Below are 12,717 nucleotides of genomic sequence, written 5' to 3'. Positions count from 1 at the left end.
CATGACCCTTCCCCTTCGTTCATTTCTGCGGCGCTTGTCCGGCTGCCTGGCCGCAACCGCGTTGGCGGCCTCCTCCGCCGCCCTCGCGGCGTTTCCGGACAGGCCCGTGAAGCTGGTCGTTCCCTTCGCGCCGGGCGGCGGCACCGATGCCATCGCTCGCGCGCTGGGCGTGGGAATGTCGCAGGCGCTGGGTCAATCGGTCATCGTCGACAACAAGCCCGGCGCGGGCACCATCATTGGCAGCGATGCCGTGGCCAAGAGCCCACCCGACGGCTATTCGGTGCTGGTCTCGACCTTTGCGCATGCGGTCAATCCGAGCCTCATGGCGAAGCTCCCCTACGACACGCAGAAGGCTTTCGCGCCTGTTGTCCTGCTCGCACGCGGCCCCAACGTTCTCGTGGTGCGCGCGGACAGTTCCTACAAGTCGGTGGCGGATGTCGTCGCCGCAGCGCGCGCAAAGCCGGGCGCGTTGTCCTACGCGTCGCAAGGCAACGGCACCTCGGCGCATCTTGCGGGCGAGATGTTCACCAACCTGGCGAAGGTGCAGCTCACGCATGTTCCCTACAAGGGCGCGGGCCCCGCCTTGACCGATCTGCTCGGCGGGCAGGTGGACATGATGTTCGCTACCGCCGCCGCGGCTTCCTCGCAGGTCGCCGCCGGCAAGCTGCGCGCCATCGGCGTCACCACGCCGGGCCGAGCGCAGGCCCTGAAGGATGTGCCCGCCATCTCGGAGACCGTTCCGGGCTACGCGGTCGAAAGCTGGTATGGCCTCTTCGTCCCGGCGGGCACGCCGACGGAGGTGATCGGCAGGTTGAACGCAGCCGCGAAGAAGGCCACGGAGAGCGCCCAGTTTCGCAAGATGCTCGAACCGGAAGGCCTCACCGTCAGCGCCGGCTCCTCGGCCGAGTTGGGCGACTTCGTTCAAACCGAGACTGCCCGCTGGTCGCGCATCGTCAAGGAAAACAACGTGAAGGCCGATTGAGGCCGAGTTCAAGACTGAAAAGGATGGACCCCATGACTGATTCACTGATCCAACTGCAGGTCGAGAGCGGCGTCGCGACGCTTGCCCTGAACCGCCCGGACAAGCGCAACGCAATGAGCGACGAGATGCGCGGCGAATTCATCATCGCTCTGGAGCGCATCGCCGCCGACAAGCGCATCAGGGCCTTGGTGCTCACGGGCGCAGGCAAGGGCTTCTGCGCCGGGGGCGACATTGCGGGCATGGAGCGCCGCATGAGCGCCCCCACCGGCGAGATCGCGTTCAACGGCTGGCACCGGCAGCAGCGCGTGCACCATGCGCAGATGCTGCTGCACACGATGCCCAAGCCCGTGATTGCCGCGGTGAACGGCGCCGCCTCCGGACTCGGCGCGGATACCGCCCTGGCCTGCGACTTCATCATCGCCAGCGAGTGGGCCAGCTTCACCTGGTCATACATTCACCGGGGCATCGTTCCCGATGGCGGCGGCATGTACTTCCTGCCGCGCCGCGTGGGCTTGCCGAAGGCCAAGGAACTGATCTTTACCGGTCGCAAGGTCGACGTCGACGAGGCGCTGGCCCTGGGCGTCGTGGACCGGAAGACCACCGCAGACCGGCTGCTTCCCGACGCCCAGGCGTGGGCCGCGGAACTGAGCAAGGGCTCTGCGACGGCGCTCGCCCTTTCCAAGGCCATCCTCGACCAGACCTTCGAGTTGCCGGCCCAGCAGGTCTTTGCCCAGGGGAGCCAGGCGCAGGGCATCTGCTACACGAGCACCGAGCACCGCGAGTCGGTGCAGGCCTTTCTGGCCAAGGCTGCGGTGAAGGGATGACGGCCATGGAAGCACTCACACGTTTGCTCCAGCCTCGCAGCGTCGCCGTGATCGGCGCCTCGGGCGATCCGGCCAAGACGGCCGGCCGTCCCGTGTCGTACCTGCTGAAGCATGGCTTCGCCGGCTCGATCTATCCAGTCAACCCCAAGCTCGATCGCATCGGGGAACTGGCTTGCTACCGCGATGTGGATTCGCTGCCCGAGGTGCCCGACGTGGGCATCGTGCTCCTCGGTGCCGAACGGGCGCACCTCGCCGTTCGTGATCTGGCCCGGCGTGGCGCAGCCGCGGCCATCGTGCTGGCGAGCGGCTACACCGAGACTGGCGAGGAAGGCGCGCGGCGCCAGCAGCAACTGATGGAAGCCGCCGGACGCATGCGCATCCTGGGTCCCAACACGATCGGCTTGGTGAACCTGACTGACGGCATCGTGCTCTCGGCCAGTGGCGCCCTGGAGATGGAGCACTTCCATGCAGGTGCCATTGGCGTCGTGTCGCAGAGCGGAGGCATCCTCGGCGCGTTGCTGTCGCGTGCGTCCGCCAGGGGCATCGGTCTGTCCAAGCTGGTTTCGACCAGCAACGAGATGGACCTCGAACTGGCTGATTTCGTCGATGCCTTGGTCGACGATCCAGCGACCCAAGTGATCGCGCTGTACATCGAGGCGATCCGCCATCCGGAGAAGTTCCGTGAGGCCGCGCTCAAGGCAGCGCGGGCCGGGAAGCCCATCGTCGCGTTCAAGATCGGGCGCTCCGAAGCCGGCGCCAGGGCCGCGGTGTCGCACACCGGTGCGCTCGCCGGTGCGGACCGCATGTACGACGCCTTGTTCCGCCATACCGGCGTGATCCGCGCAACGACGTTCGGCGACCTGCTGGACATATCTGCCGCACTCGCCACGCGCCGCGTGCTGCGGGGCAGGCGAGTGGCCATCCTGACCTCGACCGGGGGTGCCGGCACCCTGGTGTCCGACAGCCTGGGCGTTTCCGGCTTCGAGACTCCGGCACCCGATGCAGCGACTGCCGAAGCCTTGCGGGCCTTGCAGAGCGGTGAGCATGCCGCGCTGGATCGCAATCCCATCGATGTCACGCTCGCAGGCCTGCAACCGGACCTCTTGCGCGGCGCTATCAGGACCTTGCTGGCCAGTCCGGCTTACGACGCCTTGGTCATCATCGTCGGGTCATCGGGTGTCGGCAGGCCCGAGCTGATGGCCGGCGCCATCGCGGAGTGCCTGCCCTTCTCCGACAAGCCCGTGCTGGCCTACGTCAGTCCACATGCGCCCGAGGCCGCTACGCTGCTCACCCAGCATGGCGTGCCTGCGTTCGTTGCCGCTGAAAGCTGTACGGCGGCCCTTGCGGGCATGCTGCAGTCGAGCCAGGAAAGGCCGGTCGACGAAGACTCCGTCGCAGTGGAACAGGAGGCGCTCCGGGATCTCCCCGTGGGCTCGCTGGACGAGGCGCAGGCGAAGCAATTGTTCGCGCGCTTCGGCGTGCCCTGCGCGCGCGAGTTGGTCGTGCACGATGCAGACGAAGCTGAGCGCGCGGCGCGTGAACTTGGGGGCCGCGTGGTCCTGAAGATCCTCTCCAGCGAGATCACGCACAAGAGCGATGTGGGTGGCGTGGCAGTCAACGTCACGGCGGACCAGATTGCGGCGCGACTCGGTGCGATGGCGAGTGAGGTGGAGCGCAACACCGGAGTGCGCCCCACTCGCTTCCTGGTGCAGGAGATGGTGAGCGGAGGAACCGAGTTGATTCTCGGCATGCACCGCGATCCGCTCGGCACCGCGATTCTTCTCGGAATGGGCGGCGTCACCGCCGAACTGTTCAAGGACACGACGATGCGCCTGCTCCCGCGGGAAGGCGGCCTTGGCAGGAACGACGCATTGAACATGGCCCGCGAACTCAGGACGTGGCCGCTGCTCGACGGCTTCCGCGGCCGGCCCAAGGCCGACGTCGAAGCGCTGGTCGATGCCATCGTCGCCTTTTCCCGCATGGCCGCGCAGTTGAAAGATCAGTTGGTTGAAGCAGAGATCAATCCCGTCTTCGTCCTGCCGCAAGGTCTCGGGGTCCGGGCTGCCGACGGTGTGGCCGAGTTGCGTTGAATCCCAGGCCGCTTCAGACTTCCACGACCGCGCCATGGCCTGCCTGTTCCGGGCCAGCGCAACTTCCGGGGTCCCGGGCGAGGGAGGCGGCGTGCTCGAGGCTGACGCCGTTGGCGAGCGGGTCGGCATGCCGATGCGCCAGACGCCATCCGCTCCCGTCGCGGCGATAGACCAAGGTGACGCGCAGCGACCACGCCTGCGCCGGCAAACCGCCGACCTCGACATGTGCTCGTTCTATCGTCGCAAGAACCACCATGTCGGTCGAAGCGTATGACTGGACGAGTTCCTGCGTCAACGAACCGTTCCTGAAGAATCGCCCGATTTCCTCCCAGCGTTCGCTCGTGATTTGCGGGCCGTGCGTCGGCGTTCCTCCGAACGGGGACATCAGCGTGTAGTCGTCGGAGTGGGGGACCAATTCGAGGTACCGGCGAATGTCCCCGCGCATGAGGGCTGCGTTGGCCTGCTGAGATTGCCGGACGAGTTCGGCGACTTCGGCTGGGAGATCCGGATGTTGCGTGGCGTGCATAGGGGTCGCTCCTGAGCAGGTTTGTCGGGACGATCGCACTCCCAGGCTCCTGAATCAAGTGATACGATTTCAGCGATATGCTGAACGAGATTGATCTCGCGCGCGCCGACCTCAACCTGCTGGTGCTCTTCGAGGTGGTCCTGGAGACTCGACACGTCGGCCGGGCGGCCGAACGACTGAGCCTGTCGCCCTCGGCGATCAGTCATGGCCTCGGCAGGCTGCGCCGGCTGCTCAACGACCCGCTCTTTCTCAAGACGCCGAAAGGCGTCGTGCCCACGGCCCGCGCAGCCGAATTGGCCGCTCCCATCCGGGACGTCCTGGCACGCGTCAGAAGCGTGATCTCGACCGCGGAGAAGTTCGATCCCGCGACGTCGAGCCGCCGTTTCACGATCGGCGCACCCGACGGGGCTTCAGCGGTGTTCCTGCCGCCGCTTCTGGCCGTCTTGCGCGAGAGCGCTCCCGGCATCGGCATCAGCGTGCGCCAGTTGCTTCCCGCGCAAGGGGAAACGTCGCCCGATCATGCGTGGCGCGCCGCGTTCGCGGACCTGGAGGCGCGCGCGATGGACATCGCCATCATCCCCACGGACGATGCCCCGACGCGTTTCGCCGAGAGGGTTCTCTACGAAGAGGACTTCGTCATCGCGATGCGCGCCGGCCATTCGTTCGCAGCCAGGCCGACCGTCGACCGGTACCTCGCGTTGCAGCATCTTCTCGTGTCGCATACCGGAGATGCCTTCGGTTTCGTCGACCGGATGCTGGCAGAGCAGGGGCTTTCGCGACGCATCGCGCTGACCGTTCCGAACTTCATGTTTGCCCTCGCCGTCATCGCCGAGACGGATCTGGTCGCCGCCTTGCCGAGGGCATTCGTCGCAGCGCATGGAGCGCGATTCGGCGTCGTTGCCGTGGAAGCGCCAATGCGGCTGAATCGCTTCCGGATTCGAGCCGTTGCACCCAAGGTGGCCTTGCAAGACGAGGGGCTGGCTTGGCTCTTCAACGTGATCGGGACACGCCCCCCTGGCTTCAGGGTCACTCCGACACGCACTCCAGCGAGAAGAGCGGCACGTCGGATTGCCGGCTGAGCCACACGCCGCCTCCGATCTCCTTGAACTGCCGGGTCAACCCGCGGCGGTACGCCTCGGCGCGGTGGCGAAAGAGCTGCGGGTCGGTCAGGTCTTCGTCCACGATGTCGCGTTCGTAGTCCTCGCGCGTGACGACCTCCACGTAGAGCGCACCCTGGCTCAACGCCCCGAGGTTGCGCAGCGCAAGTTTCAGGTCCGCCGGGCTCAGGTAGGCCAGCACACCCTGGCAGATGAGGAAGTCGAACGGCTGCCGGGCCCGATAGTCCACGACCGAACCGCGCTCCCATCCGTAGCGTCCGCACAGGTACTCGCTGAATTCCACGCCGTGAAAGCTGGCTTGCGGGAAATGCCGCGCCACGATATCGCGCCACAACCCGACGCCGCAGCCTACGTCCAGCACCCGACGCACGGGTACGCGCAGGTATTTCAGATAGGCGCAGACAAAGGCGCCCAGGCGTTCGATGTGCTGCGGGTCCGCCACCTTGGTCTTCTTGTCGAAGTAATAGCGCTGATAGTAGGACTCGTCGAAAGCGGCGGCACTGACTGATTCCATGTGTGGATCCTTTTCAACTGGCCCGGCAACCGAAAGCATGCGTCCGTGACAAATTGCACTAGGGCAAAACTGTATCGAAATGTGTAATGCGAGCGCACCATCTCATATCCCACCACAACAAGGAGACCTTCGTGCGTATTGCAGTTGCCAGCCTCGCCATCGCTCTGACCATGCTCGGCGGTTGCGCCACACCACCGCCGATGGCCTCGAAGGACGTCTCGACCGTGAAGCTTGCCAATGGCATCCTGGTCAACGAAAAGGGTCTCACGCTCTATACCTTCGACAAGGACGCACCCAACAGCGGCCGCTCCGTCTGCAACGGCGACTGCGCCGTCAAGTGGCCGCCGGTCATGGCCGCCGATGGCGCGAAGCCGAGCGGCGGCCTTTCGATCGTCACCCGGGACGACGGTCGCAAGCAGTGGGCGTTCAAGGGTCAACCGCTTTACACCTGGCCCGAGGACCAGGAACCCGGCGACGTCTACGGCGACAACTACAACAAGGTCTGGCACGTCATCAAGACGAGTCAGCTCTGAGCATGGGAACGCCTCCTCGCTTGCGTGTTCCGCGCTTGCGCAGCAGCGCCATTGCATTGGCAGGTGCGCTTGCCTGCGCGCTGTGCGCTGCGACGCCGCTCCAGGTGAGCGTCCTCGACAAGGACGGCCAGCCTGTCGTGGATGCGGTCGTCGTCGTGGCCACCGCATCGAAGGCCAGCCCCGCCAGGCCGCTGCCCAGGGAAGTGACGATCAGCCAGGAAAAGATGCGCTTCGTACCGGCGGTGAGCCTGGTCGCTGTCGGCGCCAAGGCGCGCTTCGTGAACAACGACCCGTGGGAGCATCACGTGCGCGCGTCCGCCGCCGGTGTCATGCAGTTCGACGCCGGGCCGGCCGGCGGCTTCGAGCTGATGATCGCCGCGAAGCCCGAAGGCAAGCCCGGCAAGGTCGCCGACGCCACTTTCGAAAAGGCCGGCGCCGTGCTGCTCGGCTGCCATCTGCACAACTCGATGCGCGGGCATGTCTACGTGAGCGACTCGCCCTGGGCGGCGCTGACGGGAATGGATGGGCTGGCGACCATCGACGTGCCGGAAGGCGCGGCGTCGGTCAAGGTGTGGCACGCGGACCAGCTCATCGACATCGCGCCGCTGCAGGTGATGCTCGGCGACGCGCCTGCGAAAGCGACGCTTCAGCTCAATGTCGTTCCACGGCGCAAACGAATCTGAGGCGCGAAGGAGGACCGGGAGCGACCGCCTATGAAGCAGGCCGCAACAGCGCTACAAACTCCGCCGCCGCGGGGGACAGGCTGTGCGCGCGTCGCGTGATCAGGTAGATGGGCGGCACGCGTATCGGTAGCTTCACCGGCAGGACGCACAGCACGCCCAGCCTGGCATAGTGGGCCGCCTGCGACGCCGGCATCACGGCGGCCATGTCTGAATGTTCCAGGAGCGCGGTCATCGCGATCGGCGACGCCGTCTCGGTGACACGCAACCGTTGCTGGATGCCGGCCTCGCGCAGCGCCGCCTCGAAGCGCCCACGCTGCGGCGAACCCGGCGGCTGCAACAGCCAGGGCCAATCGACCAGCTCGCGCAGCGTCACCGACTTGCGCTTGAGCAGCGGATGCGTCTTGCGCACCACCACGACCTGGGGCTCCCCGAGCAGCAACACGCAATCGAAAGCCTCGGCGCTGTGATCCTCGGTGAGTCGACCCAGCATCAGGTCGACCTCGCCGCGCGCCAACTGGCGCAGCATCACGTCGCTGGTGTCGACCACCACGCTGACAGCCACGCGTTCGTGCTTCTGCTGGTAGGCCACCAGAGTGGGCGCCAGCAGTTCCGGCACTGCACCCGGAACGCTTCCCACGCGCAGCGCGCCACTGAGGCCGGAACGCAGCGCTTCGACCTCTTCGCACACTGCGCCGAAGTCGGTGAGCACCCAGCGGGCGTGGCGCACCAGCGCCTCGCCGTAGGGCGTTGGCGTCATCCCGCGCGCCACGCGGGTGAATAGCGGTACGGCGAAGGTGTCTTCGAGCTGTTGCAGCAGCTTGGTCGCCGCGGGCTGGCTGACGCTCATCGCCGCCGCCGCCCGGCCCAGGTTCCGGTGCTGGTCGAGCAGCGCAAGGAGCACCCATTGACGCGTGCGCAGGCGCAACAGCAGGCGCCAGGGCGGAAGATCGACGGAAGGTTGAGCCATATACAGATGTATATGAATTCTTCAGGAATATCGATTGGATTGGAATGGCAAACATCCCTAAGCTGCGTCCGTCAGCCTGGAAGAAAAAACGGAGACACGCCCCATGACATTCCGCCCCCTGCTGTGCCGCGCAGTCAGCGCCATGGCCGCCTTGCTGTTGGTCGCGGCGCCGCCCGCGGCCTCCGCGCAGACTGCCTATCCGGACAAGCCCCTGCGCATCATGGTCGGCGCCTCCCCCGGTGGCGGGACCGACATCCTCGCGCGCCTGCTCGCCGACAAGTTCGGCGCCGCGCTGAAGCAACCTGTCGTCGTCGAGAACCGGCCCGGCGCGTCGAACACCATCGCGGCCGAACTCACCGCACGCGCCGCAGGCGATGGCAGCACGCTGCTCCTGGCCACCAACACGGGTCAAGCGGTCGCGCCTCACCTGCTCAAGCTCAAGTACGACCCTCTCAAGGACCTGCAGCCGGTCGGCCTTGTGGCGGTGATGCCGAATGTCCTGGTCGTGCCTTCGACCTCGCCCTACCAGAACGTCGGAGAACTGATCGCAGCGATGCGCGCCAGGCCGGGCTCTTTCAAGTACGCGTCCTCGGGCATCGGGAGCACGCAGCACGTGGGCGGTGAAGCCTTCGCACTGGCCACGGGCACCAAGGCCATCCATGTGCCGTACCGAGGCAGTTCGCAGGCGCACATCGACATCATCGGCGGGCAGGTGGAGATGATGTTCGACAGCACCTCCTCGGCCATGCAGCAGATCAAGGCCGGCAAGTTGCGCCCGCTCGCCGTCGCCGCCGCAAAGCGCACACCGGAACTGCCCGAGGTCCCGACGCTCGCGGAAGCCGGCGTCTCCGGCGCGGACGTCAACACCTGGTACGGCCTCTTTGTCACCGCCGGCACGCCGCGCGCAGCCGTGGAGCGACTCAACGCCGAGCTTGCGCAAAGCTTGCGATCGGCCGACGTGCAGGAGCGCATCAAGGCGCTCGGCGGCGAGATCTCGGCCACGAGCATCGAGGCCTTTGCAGAGATGAACCGCAATGAGTTCGAGCGCTACGGCAAGCTGGTCAGGGACACGGGCATGCGTGCCGAGTGACTTCGAAGAACAAGGAAAGGAATCCGATGAAACCCAGAATCGCAGTGCTGCCCGGCGACCCGAGCGGCATCGGTCCCGAGATGACGGTAAAGCTGCTCGCGCGCGCACCCAACATCGATGCGGCCGATTTGCTGATCGTCGCGGACCCGCTGGTGCTCGAAAGCGGCCAACGCATCGCCGGCGGCGCCACGCTCGATCCCCTTCGAATCCAGAGTCTCGACGCGCTGCGATTCGAGCCCGGCCGGCCGAGCCTCTTGGCGCAGGACACGATGGGCGGGCGTCCGCCGGTGCTCGGCGAATCGAACGTGCATTCCGGCGTGGCTTCCTTCGAGGCGATGCAACTGGCCACCGAGGCCGTTCGCCGGGGCCTGGTCGACGGCATCGTCTTCGCGCCGCTCAACAAGCATTCGCTGCGCCTCGGCGGCTTGCAGCATGAGGACGAACTGCGCTACATGCAGGAGCGATTTCGCGTACCGGGCTTCGTCTGCGAATTCAACATCACCGGCAGCCTCTGGACCTCGCGCGTCACCTCGCATGTGCCGCTGAAGGATGTCGCGGCCCTCATCACCGGCGACGCCGTGAAGGACGCGGTGCACATCATTCGCGACGCCCTCGTCAGTGCCGGCGTCCGGGCACCGCGCATCGCGGTGTCGGGCCTCAATCCGCATGCGGGCGACGGCGGCTCCATCGGCAGCGAAGAGATCGAGATCATCGCGCCGGCCGTCCGCGAGCTGCAGGCGCAAGGGATCGACGCCCGTGGCCCCTACTCGCCCGACACCGTCTTCATCGGCGCGCGCCGAGGCGACTTCGATGCTGTCGTCTCGATGTATCACGACCAGGGCCAGATCGCGATGAAACTCATGGGCTTCGAACAGGGCGTGACGCTGCATGGCGGTCTGCCAGTGCCGGTGGCGACCTCGGCGAGCGGCAGCGCCTTCGACATCGCGGGCCAGGGCGTAGCGAAGATCGAGGGCTTGCAACACGCTTTCGACTTGTGCGTGCGAATGGCGCGCGAAAGGAAGGCGCCGACAGCTCGGGCGACCTGAATCGCGGCTTGTGGCCGTCGCCGCTGGTGCGGGGAGCAGGGTATCGCGCTGCCCTGGGCCCCTGTAGGCCGGACGCTTCACGAGGTATCGGCTGTTTCTGGCATGGCAGCGAAGGGCGTGGCGGGCATCCTCGCCGTGCCTTTCATCCTTACTGCCGGAGACCCTCGACCATGCCCCGCCACGCCGCCTGCTTCATCGCATCCACCCTTGCTGCTTCATGTGCCCTGATGCTGTCGGGTTGCGGCGGTGGTGGCAGCGGCGGCAGCAACGCCATGGCCCTGGCCGTCGCCGGGGCCACTGAGACTCCAGCGCGCGGCACCGCGCTCACGGCCGCACCCGACCGCGTCATCCGCTTGTCGGCAGACGAATTCAAGAGCCTGATCGGAACCGTTTCCACCGGCGAGCAACTCCTGCGCGCCGCGGGCGACCCCAAGTGCGGCATCGACGTGCGCTATCTGCAATACCAGACGGTCGGCGCACAGGGTGAATCGGTCCCGGCCAGCGCCGCCATCATGCTGCCCTCCGGCACGGACCCCGCATGCAACGGCCCGCGCCCCCTGGTGCTCTACGGGCACGGCACTGCGACAGAGCGCAACTACGACATCTCCAACCTCAGCAATACCAACCAGCCGGCCGGTGCGGAAGGCGTGGTCGTGGCGGCCATGTTCGCGGCGCAGGGCTACATCGTGGTGGCACCCAACTACGCGGGCTACGACAAGTCGTCCCTGCCCTATCACCCCTTCCTGAATGCCGACCAGCAGGGCAAGGAGATGATCGACGCGCTCAAGGCGGCGCGCTCGACGCTGGCCGCGCTGTCGGCGGTGGACGGCGGCGCATTGCTGGTCACCGGCTATTCGGAAGGCGGCTACGCTGCGTTGGCGGCGCATCGCGAGATGCAGGCAACCGGCATGTCGGTGACGGCGTCCGCCCCCATGTCCGCGCCGTCGGCGATCAGCCTGCTGATCGACTATTCCGCTGCCGGCTCACCGGAACTCGGCAGCACCGTCTTCTTTCCGATGCTCACGACCAGTTGGCAGAAGCAGTTCGGCAACGTGTACACAGCCCCGAGCGACATCTACGAAGACAAGTACGCATCCGGCATCGACACACTGCTGCCGAGCTACCTGTCGAGCGACGAGCTGTTGTCGTCGGGCAAGCTGCCGAAGTACGCATTCTTTCCGGCAGACGCCACGCCCGGCCCGCTGAACGCCAGCGTCGCCATCAACTACGGCGCGGACAACCTGGTGCGCCAGAGTTACCTGACGACCTGGTTCAATGACGTCAAGGCCAACCCCTGCCCTGGCAACGCGCTGCCGGCGACACCGGCGTCGCTCAACACGACATCGCCGCTCGGCTGCGCACCCACGACCGGCCTGCGCAAGGCGGCGGTGGCCAACGACCTGCGCAACTGGCTGCCGACGCGGCCCGTGCTGATGTGCGGCGGCGCGAATGATCCGACGGTGAACTTCACCAGCAGCCTTGCGACGTCAGGCTACTTCCGCGCGCGCGGCATGCCCGCTTCGTCGATGACCGTGGTCGATCTGGAGACGACGGATGTGAACGATGCCTATGCGGCAGCACGCGCAGGCTTTGCGCAGGCCAAGGCGCAAGAGCGGGCCGGCGCATCCGGGACCGACGCCGCCAAGGACCAGGCCGTGGCCCTCGCCTACCACGGTCAGCTGGTGCCGGCTTATTGCATGCAATCGGCACGGGTCTTCTTCGAGGGCGTCCTCGCCGCTGGGAGTTGACGCAATCACCGGGACTTGGCGACTACGAAAGCCCCGCTCGCGATTGCGACTCAGGAGCGTGCGCTCCTGAGCCGCTCAGCGGGAATGCCTAGCCGCCCTGCTCGCCGGCGGCGCGGATTTCCACGCGACGGTTCGGCTCGAAGCAGGCGATGAGCGCCGTGCGGTTCCTGGCCTTGCCCTGGGCCCTGCAATCGGCTTCAGTGACCTTCAGCTCCGAGAAACTGCGGCCTTCGGTCTGGATGATGTTGGCCGGCACGCCTTGGCTCACCAGGTAGTCACGCACGGAGTTGGCCCGTGCCAGCGACAGGCGCTGGTTGAACTCGAAGGTGCCTATCGGGTCCGTGTGGCCGACGATGGCGATCGAGCGCAGCCGGATGTTCGAGGCCTTGAGTTCTGCGAGCGTGTTGTCGATGCGAGTGCGCCCGGCAGGCGTCAAGTCCGACTTGGCGAACGCGAACGTGCCGTCGGCCTTGAGCTCGAAGTTTCGCGTCGCCGGGGGCGGTGGTGGTGGCGGCGGCGGCACCACGGCCGGCGCCGCCGGTGGCGGGGCTGGCCGCGCCACTTGGGGTGCAGGCCCGAAGGGAATCTGCAGGCCC

Annotated in this window: 13 protein-coding genes; 9 read left to right on the top strand and 4 right to left on the bottom strand. The window is 66.7% G+C overall.

The features are described 5' to 3' along the window. Position 1 precedes the first annotated feature (1 nt). The 3 genes from QTH97_RS19635 to QTH97_RS19625 are packed head-to-tail and all read left to right on the top strand — an operon-like array spanning position 2 to position 3,896. Entirely contained in the window at positions 2–982 is a 981-nt protein-coding gene (locus QTH97_RS19635; protein ID WP_286570132.1) for a tripartite tricarboxylate transporter substrate binding protein, read from the top strand. 32 nt (positions 983–1,014) lie between these two features. After that, complete coding sequence (locus tag QTH97_RS19630) at positions 1,015–1,806, top strand: enoyl-CoA hydratase/isomerase family protein (RefSeq protein ID WP_286570131.1); 792 nt, start codon at positions 1,015–1,017, stop codon at positions 1,804–1,806. A 5-nt stretch (positions 1,807–1,811) separates the two neighbouring features. Further along, the gene (locus QTH97_RS19625; RefSeq protein ID WP_444813454.1) at positions 1,812–3,896 is read left to right on the top strand and encodes an acetate--CoA ligase family protein; all 2,085 of its coding nucleotides are present in this window, start codon (positions 1,812–1,814) and stop codon (positions 3,894–3,896) included. A gap of 13 nt (positions 3,897–3,909) precedes the next feature. Here the strand turns inward: QTH97_RS19625 and QTH97_RS19620 are convergent, their stop codons facing one another. After that, positions 3,910–4,422 (bottom strand): YybH family protein, encoded by a 513-nt coding sequence (locus tag QTH97_RS19620; RefSeq protein WP_286570129.1) that lies wholly within the window; start codon positions 4,420–4,422, stop codon positions 3,910–3,912. A gap of 77 nt (positions 4,423–4,499) precedes the next feature. Here QTH97_RS19620 and QTH97_RS19615 point away from each other — a divergent pair, with 77 nt between their 5' ends. Next, the gene (locus QTH97_RS19615) at positions 4,500–5,501 is read left to right on the top strand and encodes a LysR family transcriptional regulator (protein WP_286570128.1); all 1,002 of its coding nucleotides are present in this window, start codon (positions 4,500–4,502) and stop codon (positions 5,499–5,501) included. Here the strand turns inward: QTH97_RS19615 and QTH97_RS19610 are convergent. Continuing rightward, on the bottom strand, positions 5,449–6,054 hold the full coding sequence (locus tag QTH97_RS19610) for a class I SAM-dependent methyltransferase (RefSeq protein WP_286570127.1): 606 nt from the start codon (positions 6,052–6,054) through the stop codon (positions 5,449–5,451). The genes QTH97_RS19615 and QTH97_RS19610 overlap by 53 nt on opposite strands. A 131-nt stretch (positions 6,055–6,185) precedes the next feature. On the opposite strand from QTH97_RS19610, the gene QTH97_RS19605 reads away from it, so the two are divergent. Together QTH97_RS19605 and QTH97_RS19600 are read left to right on the top strand one after the other, a co-directional pair. Next, positions 6,186–6,587 carry a COG4315 family predicted lipoprotein gene (locus tag QTH97_RS19605; RefSeq protein ID WP_286570126.1) on the top strand — a complete coding sequence of 134 codons (402 nt, stop codon included), beginning with the start codon at positions 6,186–6,188 and terminating at the stop codon, positions 6,585–6,587. A 2-nt stretch (positions 6,588–6,589) separates the two neighbouring features. Continuing rightward, positions 6,590–7,270: a cupredoxin domain-containing protein gene (locus QTH97_RS19600; protein WP_286570125.1), complete on the top strand. Its 681-nt coding sequence runs from the start codon at positions 6,590–6,592 to the stop codon at positions 7,268–7,270. Positions 7,271–7,298: 28 nt separating this feature from the next. Here the strand turns inward: QTH97_RS19600 and QTH97_RS19595 are convergent, their stop codons facing one another. Next, positions 7,299–8,237 carry a LysR family transcriptional regulator gene (locus tag QTH97_RS19595; RefSeq protein ID WP_286570124.1) on the bottom strand — a complete coding sequence of 313 codons (939 nt, stop codon included), beginning with the start codon at positions 8,235–8,237 and terminating at the stop codon, positions 7,299–7,301. A gap of 103 nt (positions 8,238–8,340) precedes the next feature. Between QTH97_RS19595 and QTH97_RS19590 the strand changes: the two genes are divergently transcribed. From QTH97_RS19590 to QTH97_RS19580, 3 genes are all read left to right on the top strand, one after another. After that, a complete protein-coding gene (locus QTH97_RS19590; protein WP_286570123.1) occupies positions 8,341–9,327 on the top strand; it encodes a Bug family tripartite tricarboxylate transporter substrate binding protein in 987 nt (328 codons plus the stop codon). Positions 9,328–9,353: 26 nt separating this feature from the next. Beyond that, a complete protein-coding gene (locus QTH97_RS19585; RefSeq protein WP_286570122.1) occupies positions 9,354–10,373 on the top strand; it encodes a 4-hydroxythreonine-4-phosphate dehydrogenase PdxA in 1,020 nt (339 codons plus the stop codon). A 170-nt stretch (positions 10,374–10,543) separates the two neighbouring features. Continuing rightward, positions 10,544–12,121 (top strand): alpha/beta hydrolase family protein, encoded by a 1,578-nt coding sequence (locus tag QTH97_RS19580; protein WP_286570121.1) that lies wholly within the window; start codon positions 10,544–10,546, stop codon positions 12,119–12,121. A gap of 88 nt (positions 12,122–12,209) precedes the next feature. Here QTH97_RS19580 and QTH97_RS19575 read toward each other — a convergent pair. Continuing rightward, positions 12,210–12,717 (bottom strand): OmpA family protein (locus QTH97_RS19575; RefSeq protein WP_286570120.1); only part of this gene is annotated, 508 nt, incomplete at its 5' end.

Source organism: Variovorax gracilis, assembly GCF_030317115.1.
GTDB classification, from domain to species: domain Bacteria; phylum Pseudomonadota; class Gammaproteobacteria; order Burkholderiales; family Burkholderiaceae_C; genus Variovorax; species Variovorax gracilis.
Note: the sequence above shows the minus strand (reverse complement) of the source record. Positions and strands in the feature narration are given on the sequence as shown.

What these genes read in the sequence shown, in the direction of transcription:
- QTH97_RS19585 (WP_286570122.1), top strand. Translation starts at nt 9,354, where the DNA reads ATGAAACCCAGAATCGCAGTGCTGCCCGGCGACCCGAGCGGCATCGGT.
- QTH97_RS19630 (WP_286570131.1), top strand. Translation starts at nt 1,015, where the DNA reads ATGACTGATTCACTGATCCAACTGCAGGTCGAGAGCGGCGTCGCGACG.
- QTH97_RS19615 (WP_286570128.1), top strand. Translation starts at nt 4,500, where the DNA reads ATGCTGAACGAGATTGATCTCGCGCGCGCCGACCTCAACCTGCTGGTG.
- QTH97_RS19595 (WP_286570124.1), bottom strand. Translation starts at nt 8,237, where the DNA reads ATGGCTCAACCTTCCGTCGATCTTCCGCCCTGGCGCCTGCTGTTGCGC.
- QTH97_RS19625 (WP_444813454.1), top strand. Translation starts at nt 1,812, where the DNA reads ATGGAAGCACTCACACGTTTGCTCCAGCCTCGCAGCGTCGCCGTGATC.
- QTH97_RS19600 (WP_286570125.1), top strand. Translation starts at nt 6,590, where the DNA reads ATGGGAACGCCTCCTCGCTTGCGTGTTCCGCGCTTGCGCAGCAGCGCC.
- QTH97_RS19635 (WP_286570132.1), top strand. Translation starts at nt 2, where the DNA reads ATGACCCTTCCCCTTCGTTCATTTCTGCGGCGCTTGTCCGGCTGCCTG.
- QTH97_RS19590 (WP_286570123.1), top strand. Translation starts at nt 8,341, where the DNA reads ATGACATTCCGCCCCCTGCTGTGCCGCGCAGTCAGCGCCATGGCCGCC.
- QTH97_RS19580 (WP_286570121.1), top strand. Translation starts at nt 10,544, where the DNA reads ATGCCCCGCCACGCCGCCTGCTTCATCGCATCCACCCTTGCTGCTTCA.
- QTH97_RS19620 (WP_286570129.1), bottom strand. Translation starts at nt 4,422, where the DNA reads ATGCACGCCACGCAACATCCGGATCTCCCAGCCGAAGTCGCCGAACTC.
- QTH97_RS19610 (WP_286570127.1), bottom strand. Translation starts at nt 6,054, where the DNA reads ATGGAATCAGTCAGTGCCGCCGCTTTCGACGAGTCCTACTATCAGCGC.